The following is a 26,261-nucleotide window of genomic DNA, read 5'->3' on the forward strand; positions in this document are numbered from 1 at the left end:
TCACTTCCAGCGATGTTTGAAGCTCTCCATCCGGGCGTTGCTTTGCATATGTCCGGTATGGAGAGGTAACGCCATGCTGAGCATCGACTGGCGTTCTCCGGCGGCATACAGATTTGCCAAGAGCATCCCCGCCGCCGGTTTCGCCTGGGAATATCTTCGCCGTGACGGCGAGTATCGTCGCGAGTTTCAGGCCATCATCGCGTTACGCGAGCCGGACCGGGATCGGCTGGAGGCATTCGTGCGACGCTGGGGCCTGCGATTTTCCGACCGATCCCGAAACCCCATCGGATCGGCAATCCCTGTTCTGGAGCCCAAGCCTTCAGCCGCGCGCCATATGGCTATCTCCCGTGCAGCATCACGACGGCGAGACCGAACCGATCGTCACGCTGGCGCATCTCGACGGTCTCGACCTGCGCCACGCTGCTGACGGCTGGCACGGCATCTGGCAGGTCGATGGCGTTACGCATCAGTTCTGGTTGCCGCACGCCGTTCCCGATGCGGCGGCGTTCTACGCAACAGTTCTGCCATCGGACGACCTCTACGAGCTGCGCGCGCACGCTGCCCGGAGGCTCTGGCGTTCGCTCAAAGGGCGACCGCCCGGTCCTGATTTTCGCGCGCTGCCCGCCCAGCTCCGGCAGTGGCACATTCTGTCATTGCGCGCGCTCGACGCTCGCCTTCGCGGCGAGAGCTATCGCACCGTCGCCGAAGTTCTGTTCGGCTTCAGCGGTACGAAGGAGGATTTCGAGCTTGATCCGCGCAAAAACAAGGCCCGCCGCCTTGTCGCCCACGGGATCAAGATGATGCGCGGCGGCTATCGTCTGCTGCTGCATTACCCAATCAAGGCGCCGGGCAAGTAAGCCTACACCTACCTGCCGCCGCGCGCAGCCATCGCGACCGCCTGTTCCAGAATGCGCCGATACCCGGCCCCCGAAAGCCATTGCGCGCGGGCGAGATGGCTTTCCCAGCAACGGCGGGTGCGCGCTTCCTCGGCGACGGGATCACGGTGCAGCACAATGCGGGCTATCTCCCGCCAGTCCGCACCGTCCCGGCTCGCGTCCAGAAGGCGCAGATAGGTGACGTAGTGCCGTTCGTCGTAGCGCGTGATGGTGTTTTCGCTTGGCGCTTCGTCGGCCACATCGGGATCAAGCTCGACCGCAACTGGCATAGTGGCTCCCCCAACTTGGAGGAGATTGCGTCTGCGGTGCGCCCCCGCAAACATCCTCTCTGACCCTTGGTGATCGGGGAGTTCGAAACCGCTGTTACACGGCCCCATGGCCTTTAGCTCGGAGAGCCTGTTGTATACGCCACAGGCTCCCCGACCATAGGTCAAGGAGTGTGTTGCCGTGTCGGCTGGCAACAACCGGTAACAGAGGGGTTTCGACGCCCCGAAGCAGCGCGTTCCTGCTCCGCTCCGAGTCATAGCCGAACCGCACGGGAATGTCTTCGCCGATTCCACTCGGTTGGCAATGACCCGCTGAATTACTTCAACTTATTTGCTTCGGAGCAGCCACCGTCCGGGGGTGCCGTCTGCGCGGATGCGCAAATGCGGCACGCTACCGGCCGCCGATCCCTCGCCATGGTTCGCCACAGCCCGCCGCCACCAAGGCCGCGCGCATCAACGACGAACCAGAGGTGATCCAATGGCCAACCCCTTGGCGGGACTGCCGCCACGACTCTTGCGCACGCAGGAAGCCGCCCGCTTCCTCGGCATTTCCATCCGCACCCTTGAGAAGCACCGGACCTACGGCACCGGCCCGACCTATCGCAAGATCGGTGGCCGCGTCCTCTACACCGTCCACGATCTCGAATCCTGGTCGGAGATCGGCACCCGCAAATCCACCCGCGATCCGAACGCTGGCACGGTCTTCCCCGCGCGTCCGCTGACGCCCGAAGAGCGGGGTAAGTGCTGAATGCTGCGCGACGACGATCATAGCCCCGCGCAGCCGACCGACACGAGCGAGCGCAACCACCTGGCTCCCTTCGTGGTCGCGAAAGGAGACGCAAGCCCGCGAGATCAACGCGACCTCATGGAGCGGCCATTCTTCTCGCTGGCGAAGACGCCGCGCATCAAGCCCATTCTCTACAAGGCCGCCGATGTTGAGGTGCAGGTTCTAGCCATGCCCGAACACGGCATGGCGACCATCTGGGACGCCGATGTGCTGATATGGGCCGCATCGCAGATCGTGGCGGCCGAGAACGATGGTCTGCGCACATCGCGCTTCTTCCGCTTCACGCCCTATCATCTGCTGCGCGCGATTGGGCGGCCGACCGGCAACCGCCAATATGTGCTGCTGAAGGCCGCGCTCGCGCGCCTGCAATCGACCGTCATCGCCACCACGATCCGCAACGGCCCGCATTGGCGGCGCCGGCAATTCTCGTGGATCAACGAGTGGGAGGAGATGACGACGCGCGCCGGCCGCGTCGAGGGCATGGAATTCGTCCTGCCCGAATGGTTCTACAACAGCGTCGTTGATCGCTCGCTCGTCCTCACCATTGATCCGGCCTATTTCCGGCTGACCGGCGGCATCGAACGCTGGCTCTATCGTGTCGCCCGCAAGCACGCCGGCCACCAGCACCATGGCTGGCTGTTCGAGGTCGCGCACCTCCATGTGAAGTCCGGCAGTCTCGCCCGCGTCTCAGATTTCGCGCTCGACCTGCGCCGAATCGCGGCCCGTCAGCCGCTCCCCGGCTATCGCCTTGAGATGGATCGGGAGCACGGCCGCGAGCTGCTGCGCATCCGTCCCGATACCCTGTCCACAGTGCCTGTGAAAACGCCTGTGGAAACCATCGGCACATCAGGCGCAGGCGGTATCGGCACATCGGGCGCAGCCCTATCGGCACATCAGGCGCAAGGACCGCAGCTAAGCCTATGGCCTGAAAAGCGGAATCGGACTTCTAACTTAGAGTCTAACAGAGAATCTAACTCTTCTTCTTTGACGCACGCGCACGCGAGGCGGCGTGGTGCCGGTGCCGCCCGCTCCATCGCCGACGTGCTGCGCGACATGCTCGCCAGCGACGACGACCAAGGAGGTCGGCCATGAGCGGCCGGGCCTCCCATCGCGCGCATGGCCGTCCGCTGACGAACGGGCCAGGACCATTCGCCACCCTGGTCGAACTGACCTTTGACAAACGCAAGGTCGAGCACTGGATTAGGTTCGGGCGCAAGAGCTACGAACAGATCCTCGACCGTCGCCGCAGCGTCGTCGGTTTCGCGCCCGACAGCATCTTCGCCTTCGTCCGCTGGGCAGCGGGCGAGCATGGCACGATCATCTCGCGTATCGACATCGTGCGCGCCATCCGCCGCGGCGAGCCGTTCCAGACGCTGCCCTTCGTCCGGCCTGGCGGCGACATCCTCTTGCGGCTCGACGGCTGGCCCAAGGTCCAGCGCGCGCTTGCCGCCGTCGACGCGGTGGAAGCGCTCAGCCTCGATCCGGCCGACGCCTCGCCGGATTACTGGCGGCACGTCCATAACCGACTTTCCGCCGGTCTGGAGCCGAGCGCCTACACGCCCGAGCGTCATGCGGCGTGGATCGGCCGTAGGAGGATCGACCCATGAGCCGCCGCCGCATCCTTGCGATGGTGCTGCTCGCCGTGATCGGCATCGCCGCCACCAGCGCCGTCGATATGCCATTGAGGCTCGTCTGGAACGCCACCGCGAGCGCGCCGGTGGGCTTCTACACCATCGAGCCGATCGACCGGATCGAAGTGCCCGAGCTGGTTGCCGTCAGACCGTCCGAACCGCTCGCCGGCTTCATAGTCGAGCGCGGCTATGTCGGGCGCGACGTGCCGCTGTTGAAGCGCGTCGTCGGTCTTCCCGGCCAGCGGGTTTGCCGCACCGGCCGCGCCATCATGGTCGATGGCGTGGAGATGGGCAATGCGCTCGACCGCGACCGGAACGGCCGCGCGCTGCCCGTCTGGCAGGGCTGCCGGGTCATAGCCCACGGTCAGTTCTTCCTCATGAATTGGGATGTCCGCGACAGCCTCGACGGCCGCTACTTCGGACCCATCCCCGCAAGCTCCGTTATCGGTCGCGCGCTACCGCTCTGGACCGATGAAGACGGCGACGGCCGCTTCGCCTGGCGCGCGCCGACGCATTGATTTTCCCACAGCAACCACCAGCAAAGGAGACTACCCGTGCCGCAGATCGGTCAATTCACGCGCGAAGGTTCCAGCTTCACTGGGCGCGTTCACACCCTCACGCTCTACCGCGAACTCGCCATCGTTCCCGCCGAGTATTCGGACGCGGAGAACGCGCCGGACTACCGTGTCCATCACGAGGCCGACGACGGCCCGGAGATCGGCGCAGCGTGGAAACGCACCGGCGAGAAGGCCGGCGAATATCTCTCGGTGCTGCTCGACGATCCGACCTTGCCGCAGCCGATCTGCGCCAACCTGTTCCGCGACGACGATGCCGGGGCGTCGTGGTCGCTGCACTGGACGCGCCCGAAACAGCGTGAAGAGCGGGACTAAGGCCATGCGGTCCCGTTTCATCATCGCGCTCAAAGCCTTTATTCCTTTGTTCGCCGGAAAGCCGTCTCATTCCTTCGTCCCGATCGACCAAACGTCAGCCGGCGCGCGCAGCGAAAGTCAAGGGCGGCCATCGGCCGGCGCTTCGCGCGCACCCTTGGTCGCAGCAAGCACGCTGGCAGGCTGGTGTTTCGGCGGAGAAAGGCGGGCACGGCACTATGCCGTAATCCTGCTCGCTTGCTGGCTTGCGCTCGGCATGGGACCGGCGGTCACGCCGGCGCAGTCTGCACCGGTCGCGCGCGCGGCGATTGCCGATCCTTATGGCGGTCACATCGCGGAGGCGTCGCAGCGCTTCGGCATCCCCGAGCACTGGATTCGCGCCGTGCTGCGCGCCGAAAGCGCGGGCGACATGCGCGCGATCTCGACGGCCGGCGCGCTGGGCTTGATGCAGGTCATGCCCGACACTTGGGACGCCATGCGCGTTCGCTATCGGCTCGGCGGCAATCCCTACGATCCGCGTGACAATATCCTCGCGGGCACGGCCTATCTGCGCGAGATGTGGGACCGCTACGGCAATGTCACGGCGATGCTCGCCGCCTACAATGCCGGTCCCGGCCGTTATGACGAGCATCGCGCGACAGGCCGTCCACTGCCCACTGAGACCCGCGCTTATGTCGCCGCACTCGCAACGGCGCTGGGCGGCGCGGTCGCATTGGGGACGCCGGAGAAGCAGGCCGCGCCACCGCCCGATTGGCGCGATGCGCCACTCTTCGTCATGCGTCCGAGCGACAGGCGAAGCGCCGATCCGGCGCAGACTATCGGCACATCAGGCGACGCCCGTTCGACCGTTCCGGTGCGCGAGCGCCGCGATGCGGAGCCGCTGGGCGGCAGCATGTTCGTGGCGCGCGAGGGCGACGGAGGAGCGCCATGAGTTTGGCGTTTCCGCGCTCGCTTGCGTTCGTTCCGGTGTGCAGTCAGGCAGGGTTGCGCCTGGCTGCCTTCCCGGTCGGAAGGGCGGAAAGGTCAGAAAAGGCGGAGGGCAAGATAAAGGAAACCGGCACTAGATCGGCCGGATTTCTGAAATTGTTGTTGTCTGCACACTGGTTAGATGGGCCGCAAGCGGCACCATGGTTTTTGATCCCGCGTGCCGCGATGTTGCGCAAAGCCTTGGCTTCGCTGGTTTTCGACCGGCACCATGGCCGCCGAACGCCCGATTTCGTTGAGTTTTGGCCGGAGGCGCGTCGATGAGCATCGACGACGAAAACCGCTTCCGGCCGAAGCCCGGCCGCATCCGATCCGACGCGCGGCCGGGCAAGACCAAAAGTTTTCTCACCCAGGCGAAGAAGATCGCGCGGCAGCACTGCACCGGCCCGTCCAGATCGTCGCCGCGATCCTCGCCACTCCCAGGCAAGACCTCGACCGGCAAGGGCGGCAAAGCCGCACGCTCGGCCAAGGGACCGGGCGTCCAGCGCGGGCGCGGCGCGGCCTTCGTGCGCTCACGCACCTTGTCGAGCGGCTGGCGTCACAGCGCGCCGGGAATGCGGCGCGTCGCCGTCAAAACCCGATACGTCAAGGACGCCGGCAGGAACGGAAGGGCCGTCGCTCATCTTCGCTATATTCAGCGCGACGGCACATCGCGCGACGGCGAGCGCGGCCAGCTCTATTCGGCGACCGAGGGTCGCGCCGATGGCGATGCCTTCGTTGAACGTGGCAAGGAGGATCGGCACCAATTCCGGTTCATTGTCTCGCCGGAGGACGGCGCGGACCTCACGGACCTGACCGCACACACCCGCGACCTCATGAGCCAGATCGAGGCCGACCTTGGAACGAAACTCGATTGGGTTGCGGTCAATCACTACAACACCGGCCATCCCCATGTGCATGTCATCGTCCGAGGCAAGGATTTGCTGGGCGAGAACCTTGTCATCAACGGCGACTATCTCGCCAACGGCATCCGCGAGCGTGCAAGCGAGTTGACCACGCTGGAGCTTGGTCCCGTCACCGAGATGGAGCAGAGCCGCAAGCTGTCGGCCGAGATTGACCAGGACCGTTTCACCCGCATCGATCGGGCAATCACGGAAGAAGCCGACGAAAGGTTCCTCGACCTTCGCCATGAGCAGGCCGAACCGAAGCGGCAGTTCGATCGTACGCTGCGCCTGCGCCGTCTCACCAAGCTGGAGAAGATGGGGCTGGCAACCGAGCACGCGCCGGGCGTTTGGGAGTTGAGCGAGCGAATGGTGACGACCCTGCGCGAGCTGGGCGAGCGCGGTGACATCATCCGCAACATGCACAAGGCGCTCAAGGCGGATGGCATGGAGCGCGACCCCATGACCTTCCGTATCCACGACGGGCCGCCGGAGGCGCCTGTCATCGGCCGTGTCATCGATAAGTATCTGTCCGACGAGCTGGGCGAAAACCTGACCGTCGTGGTGGACGGAATCGACGGCCGAACGCACCATGTCGCTGGCATCGACCCGGCCCGCGTCGAGGATGCGCGGATCGGTAGTATCGTCGAGATCGGCCCGTCGGATACCGCGGGCCGGCCGTCCGACCGCGCCATTGCAGCGATCGCCGAGGATGGCATCTATCGGCCGAGCCGCCATTTGGAACAGGCGAAGTTCGAGGGGCGCGTTCCCGGTGGCGACCACGAGGGCTATATCGATGCTCATGTGCGCCGGTTGGAGGCGCTACGCCGCGCCGGAATCGTTGAGCGGATCGACGCCGACCAATGGCGCATCCCCGAGGCCTTCGAGAGCCGCGCCGCCACCTACGACGCCGGCCGCAACCGGCAGGCCAATATCCGCGTCCTCTCGGCCGCCCGGCTGGAGCAGCAGATCGGAGCGGACGGCGCGACCTGGCTCGACCGGCAGCTAGTGAGGCCCGACAACTCCGACCTTGCTCCGACCGGCTTGGGCCAGCAAGTCCGCGAGGCGATGGACCGCCGCCGCGAGCATCATATCGACCGGGGCGACGCCACACGCCAGCAGGACGGCCGAATCTCCTATCGGAGCAACCTTCTCGCCACCCTGCGCGAGCGCGAAGTTGCCCATGCAGGCGCTGAGATGGCGGCGAGCAAGACGCTGCCGTTTCGGGCGGCAACGGACGGCGAGACCGTCAGCGGCACGTTCACCGGGACCGTGCAACTATCGAGCGGCAAGTTCGCCGTCGTGGAAAAGAGCCACGAGTTCACGCTTGTCCCGTGGCGGCCGGTCATCGACCGCCAGCTCGGCCGCGAGGTTATGGGCATCGTGCAGGGCGGATCGGTGTCGTGGCGGTTGGGGCGTCAGAGGGGTCTCGCAATTTAGATATCGCCCTGAACAGCACACTCCGGTTTAATAGACGGATCGATCATGTCTGTAAAAAATGTTGAGAACAACGATGAAGCCGCGATTTAGCCGAGAAGCTGTAATTTCTGCCATTGCGCGCGATTTCGATAGACCCTCGGAATGCAGACCCATTACCGAAGGTGAAGAGTCGCAGACCTTCGCCATTTGTGTCGGAAGCGAGGACTTCGTGCTGCGCGTGAACCGCACTGCAGCTGGATTTCACAAAGACGCCTTCTGCCATAGCCGTTTCGCTTCCCGCGATCTCCCGATCCCTGAGGTCGTCGCAATAGGCGAGATTGAAGACCATACGTGGTGCGTATCGCGGCGAGCACCGGGCGTCACTTTACAGGACTTATCTATCGAGACTCTGCCCACAGTGGTCGGCCCAGTCTCGCAGGTCATGTCGGCCATGGCTGAGGCGATACTTGATGGAACCGAGGGCTTCGGCCCGTTCGATCCGAGCGGCATCGGCCGGCACGCAAGCTGGCAGGACTTCATAGCTGCCATCACTGACGAAGCGCATTACGATTGGAAGCTGATCGAGGCCGTTGTGGATCGTCGGCAGATCGATGGGCATTTTCGCTTGCTTAGCGAATTCATGCCACGGTGCGCCGATGTTCGCCGGCTCGTACATGGCGATTTTGGTTCCAATAACGTATTGACAGACCAGGGGCGTATCACCGCTGTAATCGATTGGAGCGAAGCCCTATTCGGCGATCCGATCTATGACGTGGCCAACATTTTCTTCTGGCGCCCCTGGCTTGCCTGCATGGAGGCACAAGCGCACCACATCGAGACGCGGCAGCGTGAGCTCCTGCAAAACGCTGAGGCCCTGCGCTGTTACCAGCTCCACATTGGGCTTGTTCATATCTTCGAGAGTGCAAAAGCAGGGGATGCCAAAGATCTCGCGTGGGCGATGGCGCGCTGTGAGGAGATTGCCACGCAGGATGAGAAAGTGAGAATCGCTTCGACTGGCTGCCCAGAAACTTGATGTCAGCCTCCCATCGTTTGGTCACGGACTGGGGTATTGGCTGGACCAGCACAAAACTGGGAAGGGCTATGCGACTGCTGCCCTACGGGCATTGATTGGACATGCGAAAAATGCGCTGACGGCATCTGATCTCTATGCGGGCTTCACTCGCCTCATAACTTCACGACCGAGAAAAAGATGAACCTCGGTTCGGTTTTCAAGCTCTGGTATGCCTCCGGGAACAGAGACCTGGCGCGTGGATCAGGCTGTGGTTCGCTTACGACATCAATCTGAAATCGAGCTGCCATCAATGCATCGAACATGACATGCAGCGGTCGATGCCAGAAGCGCATCGACATGTCCTTGCCACCGCGCTGCCATGTGTCTGTAAAGTTATAGGTCTCGAAATAATTCTCACGACCGGCCAATTGATGATCCATGAAAGGATGATGCGTGGAAAAAACCAAGCGGCCGCCTTGGGGGAGAAGACGGTTGAATTCCGAAAGGGATCGTGACCAGTCGGGCAAATAGTGCATGACGAGCGAGGCGAGGATCAGATCGAAGGACCCATCGTCGAAGGGCATTGGCTCGTTCAGGTCCGCCACCAGCAATCGCGCCCTGCCCTCGAGGCGACGTTGCGCGATTTCGAGCAAACCCGCACTTGAGTCGATACCGGTTAGGATTGCCCCTCGGTCGAGGAGTACCGCAGCATGGGCTCCCCCGCCGCATCCCGCATCGAGCACCCGAAGCCCAGCGACGTCACCAACCATCGAAAGAATCGCGGGCCGTTCGTAATAGGCATTCCAGGCGTTGTTCTCGTTGTCCGCGTCATATGCTGCCGCAAATGCATCATAATCATTCTCCGACGTGGCGGTCTTCATGTAGTATATTCCTCTTATTGTCCCTTTATCTCAGCATAATTTTTGAGTGTTTCGGCTTTAGTCGTCTCCAGAACACGGATGAACAAAAAACATCGACTTCATTTCAGAAGGAAATTGCTCTACGTTGAGCTCAAGCCCAATCTCGTCAACCAGTCGTTTGTTGACCCATAAGCTGTTTCGATCGCATGTCGCAGCCATGCCCGTTGCTCATCCGATAGCAGTGGCAAAGCGGCCTCGAAATCAAACGTGTCTTTCTCCCGTGGGGCCTGCGCCTTGTAGAAAAGCTGAACCTCGGGCGCGAGAAAGAATGTTCCCTCCTTGTTAGCTGTCCCCAAAGCCTGAATCGGTTTTGTAACCCTCACACAGCGCCGGGACCGCCATTCGCTGCCTTCGCTCTCATCGAGCATAACCTGAAAGGACCAAGCCGAGGCACGGTTCCGTCGGCACCAAACGTCATGAACATAATGGCCAAGCACGTTTCCAATTGGCCACGGACGCAAGCGGCCGGGCGGATCAGCGACCCAACAATCCCAATCGGAAAGATGGTGCCTCAGCGTCGAGTGATCCTTGCGAAGCACGAGGACGTCGATATCGGCATGTGATCGAAGTTGTTTCTCGACGAAATGCTCGATCGCGTAGCCGCCTGCGATCCACCAAGGGAAACTTGCGTTCTGGAATACCGTGGCAACTTCCCCGCAGTGCAACGGTTCCCAAGGCTTTTCATGCTCGTTTCGAATTAGATTCTCTCCTGACGCGGATGAACAACAAACATCATCGAACCTTAGGACCTCACGGGATCCTCATATGCGTGCCGATCAGCTGGACTGGAAAGGCCGTAGCGAGATCTCGTGAATCCAAACACGAATGTGCAAATTCGCCCGTCCGCGAAATGGCTGCCGCCGCACGTGCGTTGGCAATGAAGCGGATGAACAAGATCAGGATTTCATTGCCAGAGCGGGCTGCAGTTCTGTAATGGCACACAGCAACTCACGAACGGCAGCATCTACTGATTGTCCATTCTGCCCGGTGATCAATCGGCCATCTCTCACGACTTTGGAGGAATAGTCCGGGCCACACTCGAACAGAGCTCCGAGCTTCCGAAACTCGGTTTCGAGCAGATAGGGAACGATCGAGGCGACGCCGTTAGCCTCTTCTTCGGAGTTGGGTGGGCAGCATAACCGCATACCTTTGGTCAGCGGCGTTCCATCTGGTTTTCTAGCGCCGATTAGGCCAGCCTGACCGTGACAGATGGCACAGAGAATCGCACCATTTTCGTAGGCGGCGCTTACAAATGCGGCGACCTGTTCTGATTGTGCCAGATCCCACATTGTGCCGAAGCCGCCTGGAAACACGATGACAGCGTAATCCTGAGCTTTGAGCTGATGAACAGCGAGTGTGGCATTGATTTTGTGTTGCTCGACATCGGATCGAAGAAATCTGTCCGTGTCGGCCGATTTCTCTTCGTGGGATATGCCGTGTGGATCGAATGGAGCGGCCCCGCCTTTTGGTGAAGCGATATCCACGTCAAAGCCAGCATCTGTCAGCGCCCAGTATGGGGCGCTCATTTCATTAAACCAAAACCCGCTCGTACGGCCAGTATCTCCAAGATCGGCATGAGAGGTCACGATAATTACAGCTTTTGAATTCATCCTAGGATTCCTGTTTCGATTTTTCTTTGGTAGCCATTTTCTTAGCCCTACAGCCTAAGAAAACGGGGGCGGTGACGAGGGTCGGGCTCAATGCTTTCCAATATCATCCAGGTCTATGTGCTGTTGTCAGCGCTCGCTCAAGGAGTGCCACGACGATTGCAGCGAACAAGGCGAGCAGCGCGACGCTCAGCATCATGGCCAATAGGGCATGGGTGGCTGCCTCGGGTAGGAGAATTCCAGCAATTGAAACAATGACCGCGCCGCCGCCCATTTGCATGGCTGCCGCCAAGCCGGCAGCCGTGCCGGAAAGATCGCTACGCACTGACATTGCGCCCATATTCGCCAGCGGCAAGGTCAAGCCGTTCCCAATGCCAATGAACATGCACGGCAGGAAGAAGGCCGGGGCATCCGTGTTTCCCATCGAGTTCAGCATCAGTCCCACCAGCAATCCGACGCAGGTCAAAGCCCGCGCTGCGACCAAAGTCGTTCCTCGCGAGAACCTGGAAGCAAAACGCCCCGTCAAATAGCTGCCGAGGATGAACCCCGCCGGGACGAGCCCCATGTACAGCCCCAGAACGGCACTCGAGCCACCGATCACCAGGGGGGCTCCCACCAGGAAAATGTAGAGTGTGCCCGTTGAAAAGGCCATGCAGGCTGCATAGGCCCAAAAACGCACTGACCCCAAAAGCAGCGCATAAGGTTTAAGATAGCTGCGCTCACGACAAGGGAGTGCGGACGCGGTTTCCTCGAGCGCTCTCAGCGACAGTAGAAGCATCGCCGTTCCGCAGAGAGCAAGGGTGATGAAGATCGCGCGCCATCCCAGGAACTGATCGAGTGCCCCGCCAACGGTAGGACCGAGCATCGGAGCCAACGCCCATGCCATTGCGGCGTATCCCATTCTGCTCGCGCCCTCGCGATCGCTTGATGTTTCCTTGATTCCGACAAGCGCAACAGAAAAGCAGGCGGCAATGGCGGCCTGCAGTGCTCGGAAAAACAGGAAGGTCGTGATATTGGCAGACGCTGCACAGCCGACAGAGGCGAGAATGAAGATTGCCATGGAGACCAGCGCGACGGGCCGTCTCCCGTACCGATCTGAAATCGCGCCCGAGATGAGCTCAACCAGAGCGGTGACGACGGCGTAACCCGCGACAGCGAGGCTTATCACTGCAGGATCGGCAAGCAGTTCCACCGCAATTGTGGGCAGCGCCGGCGCTATCAAGTTGACCGGCACCACCGACAGAGCTGAGAGCAAAACAAAAATGGCAAAGCGCGAGGCGGACTCCGGCGACTGAGTGGCGCGAGTTGGGCTCGACCGAGGTGACTCTTCGCAAGTCATGAATGGTATCGCTTTGATTGAAATGAGGATGCCGTTAGCAGCGGGGAAAATCCGGGCATAAGGAGCAGCCTCGCGTTCCTGAAGTTCACCGTGAGACGCTGAACCGTCGTCTTGCCTAAGCGAATTGGGCGGAAGAGCACCGGAACGGGAATTCAATGCGGATTGCATGCCCGCCAAAGCCGGTATTACTAAGCTCGCTTCGAGTGGCGAGCATCGAAGTGCTGGTCGGTGCGGCCAGTCCGGGCGCAAAGCCCGAACGGTCAGGCAAGCCAGTCCTCCCCCCGGCGGCAGTGGTGCGATCATAAATATGCCGCCCGCTATGCTTAGGAGCGGCAACGCGGCCATGAACGTTCGTTTGTCTCTTTGAAAGAGGCTGAAAGCCCGCCGACTCCGAGCTCGAGGCCTGCTCCTTCGGGGAGCAGCAATGATAGAACGCGCTCTTGGAGACGCTGGTCTCGTCGATCACCTCGTTGAGGCTCGCACTATCGTAGCCGCGCGACAGAAAAATACGCTGCGTCCATTCTAGAATTTCCAACCGGCGCACGTCCGTGTGCTTGATCACTCGCGGCATTCAGCGTCTCCATGACATCAAACGACCATCGGTCGGTATGTTAGACTACTGGTCTATTAAAGACAACGGAAGGCCATGTCATGAATGTCCCTTGAAATCAGACCGTCAGTCTGTATGATAGACCATCGGTCTAGTTATGAGTGCACGACGCCCAAGTGCATGCACTCATGTCCCTGGAAGCAGCAGTTGCGAACACGAAAGGAATTCTGCGTAGATGAAGTCGGATAAATCAGCCTCACCAAGGAAAAGAGAACCCTTCTCATCACGCTCTTCACGAGCGCGGGGGAGAGCTAATCTCCGAATACCCTTGCATTCGACGGCTTCGCTGCCGATGCCATGAGGCGATGAACTATGATTTTGGCAGGCTGAAAGTCCCCCACATAATGATCGATTTGCACGATCAACGTAACTGCTCTTTGCGGCTACCCACGAACTACGTTGCAGCGGAGAATCTCTATTTTCGGCATTCACTATCACCGCCCTGAAATGGGGGTGACGCTATGCTGCATATCGACTGACATCACTGGCGATATCCGACCACGCCGTATTCCTGCCGCCGGGTTTGCCCGGGAGCATCTCCGTCGCAATGACGAATGCAGGCACTATTTCCAAGCTACCGTCCAGGCCGGAGGACTTAGGACGGGCCGCGGTCTGCAGGCTGTCAATCGGCCTGCTCAATGTAGGTAGAAGCGCATGAATCACACAGGCGAAATACTCATCCTGACGGGCACTCCCGGTTCCGGTAAAACCACGACGGCGCAGACTCTCGCCGGAGAGCCCGGATCGTCGAAGGTCCACCTTCATTCCGACGACTTCTGGCTTTTCATCAAGAATGGAGCGATCCAACCCTATCTGCCGGAAGCGCATGACCAGAACACCGTTGTTCTCGACGTGCTAGCGCAAGCCGCCGAAGGCTATGCCAGGGGCGGCTATTTTGTCATCGTGGACGGGATTGTCGGACCGTGGTTCCTCGCTCCGTTCAAGAAGATCTCGGTGCCTGTTCACTACGTAGTTCTCCGCCCAGCTCTCGACGTGGCCATTCAGCGCTGTCAGGAGCGAGGCGGCAACACATTGACCGATCCCGGTCCAATCACGGAACTCCACAAGCAACTCTCTTCGCTCGGTCAGCTTGAACGGCATGCCCTGCCGATAGATGCGTATTCTAGGGAAGAAACTCTTGCCGCGGTCATCAAGGCTGTACGAAGCGGAACCTATCTCCTGAGGGAATGAGACAGAAGAAAGTGTAGGTGAGCGGCACGCATCGGACCGCGCGCAGAGCCTGTGTCGTGCCCTTGGTCGGTCAGCGAGCGTCCGTATTTCACGCCTCGAAATCGTCGGCAGGCCTGACTTAGTCTCGCGAGTACGTTTACGCGCGAAGTATCGTGATCGGTGGGTGATAAGTGATGACAGGATGCCCGGATGACCATTGAGGATCCGAAAGAGCTAGTCCGACGGGGTTACAACGCACTCTCCGACCGCTACGACCAGGCGTTCGGCGGTGAGAAGTACCGAACATGGCTGACTGAACTGGACAAGCACATCTCGCCCGCGGCGAGTGTGCTTGATCTCGGCTGCGGGTCCGGCATTCCCGTCGCGCAGGCAATGGCGGCCACTGGCCGCCGGGTGGTCGGCGTCGACATCAGCGACGTGCAGATCGCGAGGGCCCGAGAACTCGTACCGAAGGCGGAATTCCTCTTGGCCGATGCCACGACGATCGACTTCGAGCCGGAGACGTTCGACGCTGTCGTCTGCTTCTACGCGCTCATCCACGTGCCGCAGGAAGAGCAAGTCGTCTTGCTGACCAAGGTTGCCGAGTGGCTACCCCCTGGCGGGTGGTTCGTCGCCACCACCGGCCACAACGCTTGGACAGGCATCGAAAGCAATTGGCTCGGTGGAGACGAACCCATGTGGTGGAGCCACCCCGATGCCGCCACCTACCGAGTCTGGCTCGAACAGGCTGGCCTCACGGTTCAGCGTGAGGAGTTCGTCCCCGAAGGATCCGGCGGGCATGCGTTGTTCTGGACAACAAGACAGGCGGAACGGATCCTCCGCTAACCTGAGAGTACGACCACGCAACGTTTCCGTCCGAAGAAGTAACAGTTGAATCACCGCCTTGTCAGTTCCGTGCGCGAGACAGAGCCAGTGCAAAATGACAGCGCAAAATTTACATCTGGTTCGACGACGCGACATGTTGTCGTCATGTCGATAACAAGTGCTGCAGGGGCTCTCGCGGTCTTCCTTGTCGATGCTCTAAGCCTCTTCTACATTTCGAGGCTAAAGATAGAAGAATTTACAGCCGCAGTGGGATTTGCATCGGCAGTCCAGTTTTTCGCCACCTCCCTCTCAATTGGTCTCTCGGTTGCGACGACGGCCATGGTCTCCCAAGCCTTGGGTCGCGGAAGCCGAAAAGAAGCTGCAGAGGCAGGGGGCGTGTCAATGACACTGAGCGTCTTGTCCGCAATCCTCATAACGATCCTGTCCTTGCTCAAACTGGATTATATCCTGGCGCTCCTCGGAGCTTCTGGGAACACCAGCAGGTTCGCTGGGGACTTTCTGAGAATCACGCTCGCTTCAACTCCGATCACAGTGCTCAGCATGTGCGCGACTGGAATCATACGTGCTGCAGGCGACGTCCGTCGTGCCACGAAAGCGAAGATCTGGTCATGCTTGATTGCGGCAGTCGTCGACCCACTCATGATTTTCGGCATGAACCACGGGCTTGAGGGAGCTGCCATCGCCACCGTCATCTCTCGCGCTGCGCTGCTTCTGCTCGCGGCCCATGGAGCCATACGGGTTCACAAGCTGGTTGCACCGCCCTCCTTCGAAATGTCGGTTCGCCTTCTGCGCCAGTTTCTTGGAGTTTCGGTGCCTGCGAGTGTCGCGCAACTCGCCACCCCGATCAGCAGCGCATACATGACCCATACAATGGCGCGGTTCGGGGACGGAGCAGTTGCTGGCTGGGCGATTATCGGGCGGTTGATACCGATCGCCTTTGGAGCTCTTTTCGCAATCGGAGGAGCGGTGTCTCCGATCGTCGGTCAGAACTACGGCGCTCAACGGGGAGACAGGATACGCTCGACGGTATGGAACGCGCTGTCCCTAAGCGCCTCATACGTCGTCCTCGTATGGTTGATCATAGCGCTTTGCGCCGAACAACTGTCGGCCTTTTTCAGTGCGGAAGGCACCGCCCGAGAACTAGTTATTTTTTACTGCCGTTTCGCAGCAGTGTTCTTCTTCTTCAACGGCGCACTGTTCATCACAACCGCGGCGTTTTCCAGCATGAAACGCGCGGGAATGGCCATGCTCGTCAGCTGGCTTGCATCGACGGTTGGTGTAGTCGTTCCAGTGACGCTAGGTGCTCATCGTTACGACGCAGAAGGCGCTATCCTTGGATGGGCAGCCGGTAGCGCATTGTCGGGCATCGCTGCGATCTATGCCTTGCAGCGCCTGATCAAGGTCGAGAATCCGTCCGCTGGTGCACAGGACTCATGGGGCGATCAAGGAAGACAAGGAGGTCAGTATCACTCCGCAATCGCGGACCATCAGACACCCCTGCCCCATACAGATACACGGTCCGCCGTCCGGTACAGAATTTGTTCCTGACCTTGCGTGGAATCGCTGCGGATTAGCCGAGCGTCGCTCGGTGGAAGTGCGAGTATGCTCGGGTGGACTTGGCAAACGCCGCCATCACCATTACCTCGCCCCTCACGGACAGACTCCAGGGTATGCCGTGTTAGGTTTCACAACTATGTAGAGCTTATCGTACTCGGCGTTCATCCTGAGACCGTTCGCGACACAGTCCGTAGAATCGAAGGCAATCGAATGAAGAGCGTATGCGTCTTGTTTGATTTGGACGGGACACTGGTTGACAGCGAGGCAATATGTAATCAAGCGCTTCTTGACCTGCTACCCGATTTGAACAAGCCCATTGGAGATTTGATAAAATACTATCGAGGAAAAAAGCTGTCAGTGATCTTCAATGAAATTGAAGCGTCTATAGGTCGAAGGCTTCCGGTAGATTTTGAACAAGCTTATAGATCACGCGTTTCAGAGCTTTTCGCCATTGACCTTGAGCCGATTCCTGGTGTCGTAACTATGCTCGACAGTTTGTCGCTCCCTAAGTGTGTAGTATCGAACGGCCCGCCTCACAAGATCCACCAGGCGTTGAAAAGGACCGGGATAGACGGACACTTCATCCGTCGTGTATTCAGTGCCTATGATGTCGGGCTTTGGAAGCCTGATCCTGGTCTTCTCTTACACGCGGCGAGAATGATGGGAGTTGCGCCGAACAGGTGTGCGGTTGTCGAAGATAGCGAGGTTGGTATTGAGGCCGCACTGCAAGCTGGAATGAAGGCTTTCCAGTATGTCCCGGACAAAGACGCAGGATTTCACAAAGACTCTGTACCTTTCTTCGAGATGGCTCAGTTAAACGAACTTCTCAGGCAATCACTTCAATGAAATAGACTCCGTCGAGTAGGCGTGGGGTCAAGCTTTGCCGACTATCTCGTCCCGGCCTAGCAATCTGTTTCATCGGCGTGGCCCACAAATCATGAAAACAGTCTATGATATATCTAACCAGAGGCTGGGACTTTCCAGCGGTTGGATTCCTTCAGGGAGCTGACCTCAACTGGCAGTGGTCGCGGCTAGCGCCACAGAAACCGCGATTACCAATCTCGACATGACAGACATCTCCTCCTCTTGCCCGATCAGCTCACAGACACAAGCCGATCTAGGATCTTTCTGTCCGCAGTTGAAAATTGTGGCAGATCCTGTCCGGATGCTACTCGGCGATGGGGCCACCGAACCTCGCCACGCAATGCCACACGCGCTTGAGAGACTGCGGGGCAGCTCTATTAAATCGTAGGGCCAGGCCGATCTCGCGGGGTGTCACTGAACCATCCACTGCAATGGAGGCAGCTAGCTTCGCAACCTCCAGCCCACGATACGCCGCGCAGTCCTCAATCTGACTGACGGGCATCCGAAATCCGGGATGCCATTCGAGAGCAAAGGGCAGTGCCGCCGCCACCGCTTCTATGGGTGTGTTGCGGTAGCACGAATCCAGGACTATGGCCTCCACGTCCTCCGCCAAGATCAACGGGCCATGCACGTGGGCTTCGATGTAGCTGTCCAGCACGTCCATCGAAGCTCGCCCCTTTTCTGCCAGGGCAATGAGGCTCATGCGGTCGGATACACCGAAATCAACCGGATCTAGGTAGCTATCAGGATAGCAGAACGTGGTGCGGGCCAGAACGTGGGGGCGCAGCCGCAGGTGTGAAGAGCCAAAGCGCGGCGAACCGCCTGTCACGCGTCCGAGATAGTTCAGAGCTCCGTATTTTGGGCGCAGGTCCGGGGCCATGTTGTCATAGGCGGCGCCGAACATCTCGCTTTCCCACCGCCAACGGTCGCCGCTAGGGTGAGCTGTCATGCCGCCGTTGCTCGTGCCGGTTTCGAACTGCGAGCGATAGATCCCCTCCTGTGCGAGAGCCTCAATCATCAACCGGCCCCGATGCAGAATATCGGGATGGAAGTTCAGGGTGACCGGCAATCCCGTGGGAACTGGAGAGCCTTCTGATCGGCTGCGAACATGACTGATCGCTTTGTCCACGCATGGATGATGCTTGCATCTGCTGTTCGATGCGTCTGCCATATCTGTGAAGCTGCTCTTGGAGTTTGCTGATCGGAGCGCTTCAGCCCGGTTTTTCAGGTGGAGTGAAGCCTTGACGTCACCCATAGAGAGGCTTTCGTGAAATCGATGATCCGGAACGTCTCTGAATAGCATGAAGCTGAAGTTGACCAAGCGTCAGGAAATGCGAAGGGCAGACATCCAGGTGGCTGCTCCTAGAGACAGCTTTTGACCCTTTGCAGTCATTCCGGTGTCGTTTGTTCATTCCGTGCAGTCATCGGTTGTCCAGCCGCGACGGTCCGCAGCGTTCGAAGGAACTCATCCGGTTTTCTCAGGATGGAGCACGGCCTGGAGCCCGGCGAGATGATAGGTCCAGAAGGCGGCGAAAGCCGCTTGGATCCCGTCGCGATTCTCGAAGTTTTCGAGGATATCGGCAATCATATCAATTGTGTTGGTGAAGAGTCGGACGAGCACGAAGCGAACCTGAGGAGAAGCCGTCTCGCCATGGCTCTGACGCTTAAGGAAGCGCAATGAAAGGCGCTCCATCTCACGGATCAGGAGATCGCGGACGTGGCCAAAACGAGTACCATCGGCACCGCGCAAAAGAATGAGAACGGCCAGCCGATGCTCGATCCAGAAGGAGAGCAATTCTTGGGCGGGCCGCGATTGATCCGCCTGCCCCGAACTCCAATTTTCGCGGATTGCCAGTTCGCGGATGCGTGCGCGCACAAGGCGCAGTAGGCGGGCAGCAATGGTCGGTGTCACGAGGGCGTTTAGCAATCCCTCCTTGTTAGGAAAATACTTGTAGATATTGCTGGTCGTGACAAGCGCGCCTTGCGCCACGTCAGCGAGCGTGGCCGCCCCATAACCCTTCTCGGCGAAAACGTGGGCGGCGGACATTAGGATGTTCTGGCGGACATCGTCTTTAAGCCGTTGCGGCATACAAGCGATCCATAAGGGCACTAAAGCGGGGCTGCCAAGGCAACGCTTCTTCCAGTTGCAGAGCGAGGGAAAACAGCAGGGCATCGTTCCCGGCGGCTGCGCTGAAATGGCTGCCCAGCGGCAAACCGGCGTGCGTCCAATATAGCGGCATCGACATCGCTGGCCATCCAGCAAGCGATGCCGGAAATGTGTAACTCGCCACTCTCACGATAAAAGCGTTGAGCTCTTCCACGTCTTTGTCCGGTGTATATCTGCCAAGTTCGAATGCCGGAAAGCCGACCGTCGGGCAGAGCAGGACATCAAAACCCGCCATGGTTCCTTTAGCGACTGCCGCCGCGGACGAAAGCGTTTCGAGGGCCCTGATGCAAGCTTCCTGCGGCATGGCTCGAGCTCGCTTTGCCAATTCGCGTGTGTAGGGCTCGAGGTTATCCTCGTTATAGGCGCTGCCCAGCATGCTGCGGAAGAATTCCAGCCCGCCCGCAACCATGCTTGCCGAAAGGGTGAAGAAAGCTTCACTTGCCGCCTTCGTGTCTATTGGGGGCGAACTTATTTCGATGACCGAATGTCCCAGCGCCTCGCAAGTCCGCATGGCCAGCTCGAGGCCGGCCGCAGCATCAGGATCAGGGGCATTGCCGAAACCATCGTTGCGATAGACGCCGATCCTAAACGGCCTTCGGTTGGCCCGAAGCTCATCAAGCGACGGCATGTGCTGATCGTTGTCTTGTCGCTCCGTTGCCTGAAGCCAAGCGAGGCTGTCGCGCACTGAGCGACTGACGCAATGTTCGCTGAGGAACTGCACGCTCGGACTACTCTCGGGCAGGCCATTGGATTGTGTGCGTCCTCGACTTGGTTTGAAGCCGAAGAGCCCGCAAAATGAGGATGGGCCACGGATAGAGCCACCACCATCGGATGCATGGGCGAGCGGCACCATGCCTGATGCGACCGCGGCAACGGCGCCACCAGACGACCCGCCTGACGAGAGGCTCAAATTCCATGGATTGCGCACGGGGTTGCCGCCGACGGGCTCGGTTGTGCCCAGAAGAGCGAATTCAGAGGTTGCACTTTTTCCCAGCACGACAAGGCCTGCCGCATCCAGTGCGTCCGTATAGGGGGAGCCGCTCGGCATGGGAAACTGCGGCAGGAATCTCCCACCCATTCCGAGCGGAAGCCCTGGATAGGGTAGGACATCCTTGATCAGTGTGGGCACGCCACCAAACAATGCGTCCTTGGAGACCACGCGGGCACGGCGACGGGCTTGGTCGAAGTCAAACGATACCACCGCGTTGAGGATCGGGTTTAGGCGTTCGATACGTTCGATAGCGGCATCGGTTAGTTCCAAGGCCGATACTTCTCCAGTGCGCACCAACTCGACCTGGGCACAAGCATCCAGACTGGCAATTGACGTGGCTGAAACTGACATATCGGCTCCGTGAACTTGAACTGAAAAGAGAATATCTGATTCTCTTTTCAGTTCAAGGACGCAGGAAGCTTGTCGCAAACTCCGGTCTGCTAGGTCTTGGGCCAGTTGAGAGCGGCGCCGAGGCGGAGCGGGATCACCGAGCGATCGAAATGGCGGCCCTTGAACATTCTACACCTCCGGAGCTTGCCAGAGGCATCGACCGAACTGAGTTACTGATGCGTTTGCGACCGTTCCTGCCGTGCCGCAGACTTGACTCTTGCCGAGGTCTCACCAAGATCTCGGTCATGGTCGAGAAGGACACCCATATTGTCGCCCGGTTGGCCGGCATCCCCAAGGCGGGGTGCCGGGATGTCGACCACGCAAGCTGAACACGCGGATCGCGAACCCTGGCCTCGCCCCACACGGACGAGGTCTTTCCGCTTTGAAACATGCCTCGTCCTCCATTCCCTATGGAGCTAAACATGGCACAGAATATCTACGATAATCCCGAATTCTTCGCTGGCTACAGCCAGTTGCCCCGGCAGGTGCAAGGGCTGGACGGTGCGCCCGAATGGCCAGCGATCCGAGCTATGCTGCCAACGCTGTCCGGCAAGCGCGTGGCCGATCTGGGCTGCGGGTTCGGTTGGGCCTCGCGTTGGATGCGTGCCCAGGGTGCAGCCTCGGTGCTTGGTCTTGATCTGTCGCAGAACATGATTTCACGCGCCAACGCCGATACCTCCGATCCGGCCATTGACTATCGGACCGCCGATCTCGAAACGCTGGAACTGCCCGAGGCGGCGTTCGACCTCGTCTACAGCGCCCTCACCTTTCATTATGTCGAGGATTTCCAGCGCCTCGCGCGCATGATCCACAAGGCGCTGGTTTGCGACGGAAATCTGATCTTCACGATCGAGCATCCGATCTTCATGGCTGCGGCGCATCCCCATTGGATCGCCGATGAGGACGGTCGCAAGACTTGGCCCGTTAATGGCTATTCGATTGAGGGCGAGCGCCGCACGGATTGGTTCGCCAAGGGCGTGCTGAAGTATCACCGGAGCCTCGGCACCACCCTCAATACGCTGATTGATGCCGGCTTCGAGTTGCGGAGGATCGAGGAGTTCGCCCCGACGCGCGAACAGATCGAGCGCTCACCTGAACTGGCCGAAGAGCTGGAGCGGCCAATGATGCTCCTGGTCTCGGCTCGGAAGATAGAAACACGCTAGGCGTCAAGCCGCCCGTGCCACATAACACGGGCGGCTAGCGGATTGACTGTCACTTTGACATCTACGGCGGTCTAGTTTTCAGACAGTCTCAGAAGATGGCCGGCGAGTCGGAGCGCGCTGCTACAAAACGGACTTCATGCGACGCTGCACAAATCTTTATCTCGTCGCCAAGTGACCATTCTGCCGCTCGCGCCGCCATCGTTGCGGGAACCGCTTCTGACCCTGGGCCGGCCGGAACGTCGTAGGTTGCATCCGCGTCGTGCGGCAGCAAAGCACCGTAACCATGCTCCATGGCTGCCTGCGCAGTAGCAGCAAGGCACATTTCCGAGAGCATTCCGCACATCGCGACCGTTCGTATGCCGAGGCCTTTAAGGATAGTGTGCAGATCCGTTCCGTCGAACCCGTTATCTCTCTTTTTCCGGACGATCTTCTCGTGTGGTTGCGGAGGAAAGAAGAGTGCCCACCCCGGTTGGAACGGCTCATCGGTGGCACCGACAGCACCATCGTTTTGGAGGAAGATCACAGGCGCGTTGGCGAGCCTGGCCTGAGTAAGTAACACCTCAATCGTAGAAATGAGCATTTTATGTCCTGGAACAGCCTCAGGACCTGATACGAATGCGTTCTGCACATCGACTACGATCAGGGCGTCAACCGTATTCATCGAGATCGGGACGAAATTCTGCACTGGCCTCATAACTTCACGATCGAGAAAACATAAATCTTGGTTATGACTTCAGTTGCCGCCGGCGCGCGGGTGAACAATTTTCGTTGTATTCATTTCGGAGGGACATCGGTCTACGTTGAGTTCAACCGGGACTCCTCGCGCTTCAGAAGAGTAATCACCTGTTGGTATAGGTGATTAGCTGTCTGCCGCGCATCAGCCTGGCTGGTTCCCCAGTCATCCTTGACTCGGCCAAGATATGCCTCACGGGCACAGGCCACTACTTCCGCCAGCGGCTCTGGCAAATGAGGCATCGCCCATGTCGCTGCGGCGTCTTTGCTAATGAACTTCCCGGTGGTTGCCGTGTGCCACATCCGGGCAAGCGTCAGCAGAACATTTCGTTCATCACCATGCAGGCCGTTGAGGAGCGCACACAGTGAATCGCGCATCGCATGTCGGACGTGCTCCGCAGGAATTTCCGGCAGCAAGTCGGCAGCGTCGGGACCGAACAGGGGGCGAGACTCCTTCCGGGCCTGCGCCAGCACCAGGGTGATTTCCGGGTCTGTCACAGGCATCGGGAGTTCGCCAGCTTCAAGGGCGTCCCGCAACCACTCACCGTAGATGAAGTCAGCCCGCGCCGGAAATCCCGGCACGGCGAGTTCAGATTTCTGGAATAACATCACCTCGATACAGCGCGGGCCGCCGGGACTGGCAGGATGTCGACCGGAAACCCGCAGCAAGGCGGCCAGCAGGCTTTTGCGCAGCGCTTCTGTCATCGGGCGATCGATGACGACGAGGAGGTCAATATCACTCTGCGGCCGCAGACCACCGGAGACCGCTGATCCATGCAGATATACTGCCAGCAAGGCGTCCTCGAAGAGGCCTCGAACAGTGTCCAATACCGCCCGCGCTTGTTTCGGGATTTCTGTTGTTGCTTCCTGCATGTCTCGTCCTGAATGGAAACTCGTCTTCCTGAATACCGTGGCTGTGCCCTATCGGATCCGGCGACTGCATTCTTGATGTTGGATGCGGCCCCTCACGATCTGACCTATGAGATTCGCAAGCTGGCCCCGCGAAGCCGAAGGCCAAGGCGCTCGGCAACGTATTGCGATGACGCATTGTTCCGGTCTGTGCTGTAGAACAGTGTGCGAGACTGAAGCGCTGGATGCCGTGACCAGCCCGCCGTTGTAGCGGCACCGAGGCCTTGGCCTCTAAAGGCTTTCGCCGTCACCAGCCCGAGTTCGGCACCAGCCTCCGACAGCCGTGCAGCAAACGCGACCGATGCGATCCGCCGGTCGACAGTGGCGACGCACCAAGGTTCCCAGAAGTCCGTCACCTCGCGAAAGCCAAGTTCGACAAGGCCGTCCGGTACTCCCTCCGCCGCCCAGGACAGCATCAGGTCCTGGCCTTCTGCGGAATCGCTGCCGATTATCCGAGCGTCGCTCCTGTAGGAGAGCGCATGCGGCAGTTCGTAAATCAGGCCGAGATCATATGCGACAGGACCGTCTTCGTTGAACAGCGACAGGTAGCGATCGAGGTGCCTCGGGGTTGCCGGATGAGTGAATGCCGGCTCACTCGCGGCGAGGCTTTCCAGCTCTGTGTAGACGTCGTCTGGCAAATCGTCGCGCACCCCGAAGATGTTGCCCTCTGCGCATCCAGCCAGCCAGAAGCGTGGTCCCGGCGAATTGTCAGGGTCGTTTTCGCGCTCGATCCGCCCGTCATTTCTCAATTGAAATAGAGTACAATAGTCGATGTTGAGCCAGTCCATTCCAAGCAGCATTAATCTTTTCCGTTATTCGTCCATTGGCAGCCACACAACGTTGCCGCGATCGCTGATACGGCAACGAATTTGGTCATATCCGGCTTCGTTGCCATTGCCGTAATCTCTTTGCCCAGGAGAGATGGGCCTCGCCGTTCGGCGGCCCTCTTCGGTTGGCCTGCGCCTAGCAGCGCTACGGATTATTGAGTTTGCGCGAGCAAGCTAGCCCGTTGCCAACGGCTGACCGCCCGAAGCTGTCATATCGCGGCTCCCGCAGTGCAGAGAGCAGCAGCTTGTACGTCGGGGCGAGTTTTCGCAGGACGGCAGCCCCCTCACCATCACGTCCAACCGTCAATGGGTATTGCAACGAGCCGACCAATTGCGCCTGTCTCGATGCGACTTGCGACGCATCCGTGTAACCGATCCTGGCAAGACACGTTGCGGCATCCGCGAGCCGCCTGGCCCCCACGCGGATGGCGAAATGGATCAGGTGACCGCGAAGGTCGTCGCCGCACCCGCTTTCGAGCATACACGCAAGGGCTTCGGCGGCGTCGCCGTTGCCGATTGTCCCTGCCGGCAAATGTTGCGTGCCTTCCATGGACAGCAACTGCATCGCGGCGGGCAGTGAGGCCCGGATGACGTCGTCCTCATGGACCTCACGCACGCGTCGGAAATCGGTGCGCATCGAGAAAGGCTCGCCGTAGTCGATGGACTCGGCTTGCCACGCGGTCAGAAAGTCATCGAGCGGCAGGCACGCGAAGGGGTAGCCTTGCGGGTCATGCATCCGCACCAGACCCTCTTCGATAGCGAGCACGACGACATAATGGTCTGCGCCGATAGGACCGTCTTTGCCCGGCTGATGCCGGAGATAGCCCATTTCCACCGGGCCAACCCAGACCGGACCATTGGCAAGGGCGGCCTCAAGCCGGCAAAGCGCCTCCTGCGCGCTGCCACCCTGTGCGGAGGAGGAGGACCAGCCCATGGCTTCGAGCGCGACATCGACGCCCAGCTCTGGAGTCCATCCATAGGGATCGAAGAATGGCAAGGCACCTCCGACCAGCTGCATTCCAAACGGGCTGCCGGTCGCAAACTCGATGACTGCCGCGGCGGGCGCAGCGCCGCCGAACATCATAGCGAGCGAATTCGAGTAACAATAAGGGCCAGAGCCGGTATACGGAAAATGTCGCATGAAGTTACCTCCGAAAAGCGCTCGAGAGGCAAAGCAAGAGCGGCATTTTTCTAAAAATTGTCAACTACCGTTTCTCTCTATGCCCGAAGCTCTCGAAATGCCCGAGGCTCTCGAAGACCAAGAGGATCGGCAGCGTGTTGCGATGACATAGGTTGTCGGTCTTACTGTCGAACAGTGTGCGAGGCTGACCCGCTGGCATCGCTCTTCTTTCCTATGCGACGATCACTTGTCGCAAATTTCTCAGCCATTGAACTTAAATCTCACT

At 59.7% G+C, this 26,261-nt stretch carries 30 protein-coding genes; 17 read left to right on the forward strand and 13 right to left on the reverse strand.

The genetic code is table 11. The annotated features are described in order from the left end of the window. Window positions 1–73 precede the first annotated feature (73 nt). On the forward strand, window positions 74–427 hold the full coding sequence (locus ACS5Q0_RS13450) for a transcriptional regulator domain-containing protein (RefSeq protein WP_473127149.1): 354 nt from the start codon (window positions 74–76) through the stop codon (window positions 425–427). Beyond that, window positions 348–857, forward strand: a complete 510-nt coding sequence (locus ACS5Q0_RS13455) for a DUF2285 domain-containing protein (RefSeq protein ID WP_473127150.1) — start codon at window positions 348–350, stop codon at window positions 855–857. Before ACS5Q0_RS13450 ends, ACS5Q0_RS13455 begins: the two co-directional genes overlap by 80 nt. An 8-nt stretch (window positions 858–865) precedes the next feature. On the opposite strand, the gene ACS5Q0_RS13460 is transcribed toward ACS5Q0_RS13455, so the two are convergent. After that, complete coding sequence (locus ACS5Q0_RS13460) at window positions 866–1,165, reverse strand: DNA -binding domain-containing protein (RefSeq protein ID WP_473127151.1); 300 nt, start codon at window positions 1,163–1,165, stop codon at window positions 866–868. Window positions 1,166–1,640: 475 nt separating this feature from the next. Here ACS5Q0_RS13460 and ACS5Q0_RS13465 point away from each other — a divergent pair, with 475 nt between their 5' ends. From ACS5Q0_RS13465 to ACS5Q0_RS13510, 10 genes are all read left to right on the forward strand, one after another. Further along, on the forward strand, window positions 1,641–1,910 hold the full coding sequence (locus ACS5Q0_RS13465; protein ID WP_069459767.1) for a helix-turn-helix transcriptional regulator: 270 nt from the start codon (window positions 1,641–1,643) through the stop codon (window positions 1,908–1,910). Next, on the forward strand, window positions 1,911–3,041 hold the full coding sequence (locus ACS5Q0_RS13470; protein ID WP_473127152.1) for a replication initiator protein A: 1,131 nt from the start codon (window positions 1,911–1,913) through the stop codon (window positions 3,039–3,041). It abuts the gene before it with no gap. Further along, window positions 3,038–3,556 (forward strand): DUF2840 domain-containing protein, encoded by a 519-nt coding sequence (locus tag ACS5Q0_RS13475; protein ID WP_473127153.1) that lies wholly within the window; start codon window positions 3,038–3,040, stop codon window positions 3,554–3,556. The genes ACS5Q0_RS13470 and ACS5Q0_RS13475 overlap by 4 nt, the downstream gene beginning before the upstream one ends. Further along, entirely contained in the window at window positions 3,553–4,098 is a 546-nt protein-coding gene (locus tag ACS5Q0_RS13480; protein ID WP_473127154.1) for a S26 family signal peptidase, read from the forward strand. Before ACS5Q0_RS13475 ends, ACS5Q0_RS13480 begins: the two co-directional genes overlap by 4 nt. 36 nt (window positions 4,099–4,134) lie before the next feature. Further along, entirely contained in the window at window positions 4,135–4,470 is a 336-nt protein-coding gene (locus ACS5Q0_RS13485; RefSeq protein ID WP_473127155.1) for a DUF736 domain-containing protein, read from the forward strand. A gap of 4 nt (window positions 4,471–4,474) precedes the next feature. Continuing rightward, on the forward strand, window positions 4,475–5,398 hold the full coding sequence (locus ACS5Q0_RS13490; protein ID WP_473127156.1) for a lytic transglycosylase domain-containing protein: 924 nt from the start codon (window positions 4,475–4,477) through the stop codon (window positions 5,396–5,398). After that, the gene (locus ACS5Q0_RS13495) at window positions 5,395–5,715 is read left to right on the forward strand and encodes a hypothetical protein (protein ID WP_473127157.1); all 321 of its coding nucleotides are present in this window, start codon (window positions 5,395–5,397) and stop codon (window positions 5,713–5,715) included. The genes ACS5Q0_RS13490 and ACS5Q0_RS13495 overlap by 4 nt, the downstream gene beginning before the upstream one ends. A gap of 758 nt (window positions 5,716–6,473) precedes the next feature. Beyond that, window positions 6,474–7,772 (forward strand): DUF3363 domain-containing protein, encoded by a 1,299-nt coding sequence (locus ACS5Q0_RS13500; protein ID WP_473127218.1) that lies wholly within the window; start codon window positions 6,474–6,476, stop codon window positions 7,770–7,772. Window positions 7,773–7,845: 73 nt separating this feature from the next. Beyond that, window positions 7,846–8,784 carry a phosphotransferase family protein gene (locus ACS5Q0_RS13505; RefSeq protein WP_473127158.1) on the forward strand — a complete coding sequence of 313 codons (939 nt, stop codon included), beginning with the start codon at window positions 7,846–7,848 and terminating at the stop codon, window positions 8,782–8,784. A 40-nt stretch (window positions 8,785–8,824) separates the two neighbouring features. Beyond that, window positions 8,825–8,965, forward strand: a complete 141-nt coding sequence (locus tag ACS5Q0_RS13510) for a hypothetical protein (RefSeq protein ID WP_473127219.1) — start codon at window positions 8,825–8,827, stop codon at window positions 8,963–8,965. Here the strand turns inward: ACS5Q0_RS13510 and ACS5Q0_RS13515 are convergent. From ACS5Q0_RS13515 to ACS5Q0_RS13535, 5 genes are all read right to left on the reverse strand, one after another. Then, a complete protein-coding gene (locus ACS5Q0_RS13515; RefSeq protein WP_473127159.1) occupies window positions 8,937–9,644 on the reverse strand; it encodes a class I SAM-dependent methyltransferase in 708 nt (235 codons plus the stop codon). The two genes, ACS5Q0_RS13510 and ACS5Q0_RS13515, sit on opposite strands and share 29 nt — an antisense overlap. Window positions 9,645–9,763: 119 nt before the next feature. Next, window positions 9,764–10,348 (reverse strand): nucleotidyltransferase domain-containing protein, encoded by a 585-nt coding sequence (locus ACS5Q0_RS13520; protein ID WP_473127160.1) that lies wholly within the window; start codon window positions 10,346–10,348, stop codon window positions 9,764–9,766. Window positions 10,349–10,579: 231 nt separating this feature from the next. Beyond that, window positions 10,580–11,293 (reverse strand): type 1 glutamine amidotransferase domain-containing protein, encoded by a 714-nt coding sequence (locus tag ACS5Q0_RS13525; protein WP_473127161.1) that lies wholly within the window; start codon window positions 11,291–11,293, stop codon window positions 10,580–10,582. A 103-nt stretch (window positions 11,294–11,396) separates the two neighbouring features. Continuing rightward, window positions 11,397–12,797 carry an MFS transporter gene (locus tag ACS5Q0_RS13530; RefSeq protein WP_473127162.1) on the reverse strand — a complete coding sequence of 467 codons (1,401 nt, stop codon included), beginning with the start codon at window positions 12,795–12,797 and terminating at the stop codon, window positions 11,397–11,399. Next, the gene (locus ACS5Q0_RS13535; protein WP_473127163.1) at window positions 12,745–13,200 is read right to left on the reverse strand and encodes a TetR/AcrR family transcriptional regulator; all 456 of its coding nucleotides are present in this window, start codon (window positions 13,198–13,200) and stop codon (window positions 12,745–12,747) included. The genes ACS5Q0_RS13530 and ACS5Q0_RS13535 overlap by 53 nt, the downstream gene beginning before the upstream one ends. A 693-nt stretch (window positions 13,201–13,893) precedes the next feature. On the opposite strand from ACS5Q0_RS13535, the gene ACS5Q0_RS13540 reads away from it, so the two are divergent. The 4 genes from ACS5Q0_RS13540 to ACS5Q0_RS13555 all read left to right on the forward strand — a co-directional run bounded on the left by ACS5Q0_RS13540 (window position 13,894) and on the right by ACS5Q0_RS13555 (window position 17,658). After that, window positions 13,894–14,430 carry an AAA family ATPase gene (locus ACS5Q0_RS13540; protein WP_473127164.1) on the forward strand — a complete coding sequence of 179 codons (537 nt, stop codon included), beginning with the start codon at window positions 13,894–13,896 and terminating at the stop codon, window positions 14,428–14,430. A gap of 189 nt (window positions 14,431–14,619) precedes the next feature. Continuing rightward, window positions 14,620–15,255, forward strand: coding sequence for a class I SAM-dependent methyltransferase (locus tag ACS5Q0_RS13545; RefSeq protein WP_473127165.1), 636 nt, complete (start codon window positions 14,620–14,622; stop codon window positions 15,253–15,255). A 45-nt stretch (window positions 15,256–15,300) separates the two neighbouring features. Next, on the forward strand, window positions 15,301–16,803 hold the full coding sequence (locus tag ACS5Q0_RS13550; protein ID WP_473127166.1) for an MATE family efflux transporter: 1,503 nt from the start codon (window positions 15,301–15,303) through the stop codon (window positions 16,801–16,803). Window positions 16,804–17,022: 219 nt separating this feature from the next. After that, the gene (locus tag ACS5Q0_RS13555) at window positions 17,023–17,658 is read left to right on the forward strand and encodes an HAD-IA family hydrolase (RefSeq protein WP_473127167.1); all 636 of its coding nucleotides are present in this window, start codon (window positions 17,023–17,025) and stop codon (window positions 17,656–17,658) included. Between the two features lie 322 nt (window positions 17,659–17,980). Here ACS5Q0_RS13555 and ACS5Q0_RS13560 read toward each other — a convergent pair whose 3' ends face one another. The 3 genes from ACS5Q0_RS13560 to ACS5Q0_RS13570 form a co-directional block, all read right to left on the reverse strand. Continuing rightward, complete coding sequence (locus tag ACS5Q0_RS13560) at window positions 17,981–18,931, reverse strand: DUF3626 domain-containing protein (RefSeq protein WP_473127168.1); 951 nt, start codon at window positions 18,929–18,931, stop codon at window positions 17,981–17,983. A gap of 210 nt (window positions 18,932–19,141) precedes the next feature. Continuing rightward, window positions 19,142–19,765, reverse strand: a complete 624-nt coding sequence (locus ACS5Q0_RS13565) for a TetR/AcrR family transcriptional regulator (protein ID WP_473127169.1) — start codon at window positions 19,763–19,765, stop codon at window positions 19,142–19,144. Further along, on the reverse strand, window positions 19,749–21,185 hold the full coding sequence (locus tag ACS5Q0_RS13570) for an amidase (RefSeq protein ID WP_473127170.1): 1,437 nt from the start codon (window positions 21,183–21,185) through the stop codon (window positions 19,749–19,751). The genes ACS5Q0_RS13565 and ACS5Q0_RS13570 overlap by 17 nt, the downstream gene beginning before the upstream one ends. Window positions 21,186–21,646: 461 nt before the next feature. Between ACS5Q0_RS13570 and ACS5Q0_RS13575 the strand changes: the two genes are divergently transcribed. Beyond that, window positions 21,647–22,387: a class I SAM-dependent methyltransferase gene (locus tag ACS5Q0_RS13575; protein ID WP_473127171.1), complete on the forward strand. Its 741-nt coding sequence runs from the start codon at window positions 21,647–21,649 to the stop codon at window positions 22,385–22,387. Between the two features lie 88 nt (window positions 22,388–22,475). Here ACS5Q0_RS13575 and ACS5Q0_RS13580 read toward each other — a convergent pair whose 3' ends face one another. From ACS5Q0_RS13580 to ACS5Q0_RS13595, 4 genes are all read right to left on the reverse strand, one after another. After that, complete coding sequence (locus ACS5Q0_RS13580) at window positions 22,476–23,081, reverse strand: isochorismatase family protein (protein ID WP_473127172.1); 606 nt, start codon at window positions 23,079–23,081, stop codon at window positions 22,476–22,478. Between the two features lie 101 nt (window positions 23,082–23,182). Next, window positions 23,183–23,992 (reverse strand): aminoglycoside adenylyltransferase family protein, encoded by an 810-nt coding sequence (locus ACS5Q0_RS13585; protein WP_473127173.1) that lies wholly within the window; start codon window positions 23,990–23,992, stop codon window positions 23,183–23,185. Between the two features lie 104 nt (window positions 23,993–24,096). Beyond that, on the reverse strand, window positions 24,097–24,828 hold the full coding sequence (locus ACS5Q0_RS13590) for a GNAT family N-acetyltransferase (protein ID WP_473127174.1): 732 nt from the start codon (window positions 24,826–24,828) through the stop codon (window positions 24,097–24,099). A 172-nt stretch (window positions 24,829–25,000) separates the two neighbouring features. Further along, window positions 25,001–25,996, reverse strand: coding sequence for a hypothetical protein (locus ACS5Q0_RS13595; RefSeq protein ID WP_473127175.1), 996 nt, complete (start codon window positions 25,994–25,996; stop codon window positions 25,001–25,003). Window positions 25,997–26,261 lie beyond the last annotated feature (265 nt).

The sequence above is a fragment of the Microvirga sp. HS2 genome, from assembly GCF_055792805.1.

Coding starts and splice junctions, on each gene's coding strand:
- ACS5Q0_RS13450 (WP_473127149.1), top strand. CDS start 74: ATGCTGAGCATCGACTGGCGTTCTCCGGCGGCATACAGATTTGCCAAG.
- ACS5Q0_RS13460 (WP_473127151.1), bottom strand. CDS start 1,165: ATGCCAGTTGCGGTCGAGCTTGATCCCGATGTGGCCGACGAAGCGCCA.
- ACS5Q0_RS13465 (WP_069459767.1), top strand. CDS start 1,641: ATGGCCAACCCCTTGGCGGGACTGCCGCCACGACTCTTGCGCACGCAG.
- ACS5Q0_RS13470 (WP_473127152.1), top strand. CDS start 1,911: ATGCTGCGCGACGACGATCATAGCCCCGCGCAGCCGACCGACACGAGC.
- ACS5Q0_RS13475 (WP_473127153.1), top strand. CDS start 3,038: ATGAGCGGCCGGGCCTCCCATCGCGCGCATGGCCGTCCGCTGACGAAC.
- ACS5Q0_RS13480 (WP_473127154.1), top strand. CDS start 3,553: ATGAGCCGCCGCCGCATCCTTGCGATGGTGCTGCTCGCCGTGATCGGC.
- ACS5Q0_RS13490 (WP_473127156.1), top strand. CDS start 4,475: ATGCGGTCCCGTTTCATCATCGCGCTCAAAGCCTTTATTCCTTTGTTC.
- ACS5Q0_RS13495 (WP_473127157.1), top strand. CDS start 5,395: ATGAGTTTGGCGTTTCCGCGCTCGCTTGCGTTCGTTCCGGTGTGCAGT.
- ACS5Q0_RS13500 (WP_473127218.1), top strand. CDS start 6,474: ATGGAGCAGAGCCGCAAGCTGTCGGCCGAGATTGACCAGGACCGTTTC.
- ACS5Q0_RS13505 (WP_473127158.1), top strand. CDS start 7,846: ATGAAGCCGCGATTTAGCCGAGAAGCTGTAATTTCTGCCATTGCGCGC.
- ACS5Q0_RS13515 (WP_473127159.1), bottom strand. CDS start 9,644: ATGAAGACCGCCACGTCGGAGAATGATTATGATGCATTTGCGGCAGCA.
- ACS5Q0_RS13525 (WP_473127161.1), bottom strand. CDS start 11,293: ATGAATTCAAAAGCTGTAATTATCGTGACCTCTCATGCCGATCTTGGA.
- ACS5Q0_RS13530 (WP_473127162.1), bottom strand. CDS start 12,797: ATGCAATCCGCATTGAATTCCCGTTCCGGTGCTCTTCCGCCCAATTCG.
- ACS5Q0_RS13535 (WP_473127163.1), bottom strand. CDS start 13,200: ATGCCGCGAGTGATCAAGCACACGGACGTGCGCCGGTTGGAAATTCTA.
- ACS5Q0_RS13540 (WP_473127164.1), top strand. CDS start 13,894: ATGAATCACACAGGCGAAATACTCATCCTGACGGGCACTCCCGGTTCC.
- ACS5Q0_RS13545 (WP_473127165.1), top strand. CDS start 14,620: ATGACCATTGAGGATCCGAAAGAGCTAGTCCGACGGGGTTACAACGCA.
- ACS5Q0_RS13555 (WP_473127167.1), top strand. CDS start 17,023: ATGAAGAGCGTATGCGTCTTGTTTGATTTGGACGGGACACTGGTTGAC.
- ACS5Q0_RS13560 (WP_473127168.1), bottom strand. CDS start 18,931: ATGGGTGACGTCAAGGCTTCACTCCACCTGAAAAACCGGGCTGAAGCG.
- ACS5Q0_RS13565 (WP_473127169.1), bottom strand. CDS start 19,765: ATGCCGCAACGGCTTAAAGACGATGTCCGCCAGAACATCCTAATGTCC.
- ACS5Q0_RS13570 (WP_473127170.1), bottom strand. CDS start 21,185: ATGTCAGTTTCAGCCACGTCAATTGCCAGTCTGGATGCTTGTGCCCAG.
- ACS5Q0_RS13575 (WP_473127171.1), top strand. CDS start 21,647: ATGGCACAGAATATCTACGATAATCCCGAATTCTTCGCTGGCTACAGC.
- ACS5Q0_RS13580 (WP_473127172.1), bottom strand. CDS start 23,081: ATGAGGCCAGTGCAGAATTTCGTCCCGATCTCGATGAATACGGTTGAC.
- ACS5Q0_RS13585 (WP_473127173.1), bottom strand. CDS start 23,992: ATGCAGGAAGCAACAACAGAAATCCCGAAACAAGCGCGGGCGGTATTG.
- ACS5Q0_RS13590 (WP_473127174.1), bottom strand. CDS start 24,828: ATGCTGCTTGGAATGGACTGGCTCAACATCGACTATTGTACTCTATTT.
- ACS5Q0_RS13595 (WP_473127175.1), bottom strand. CDS start 25,996: ATGCGACATTTTCCGTATACCGGCTCTGGCCCTTATTGTTACTCGAAT.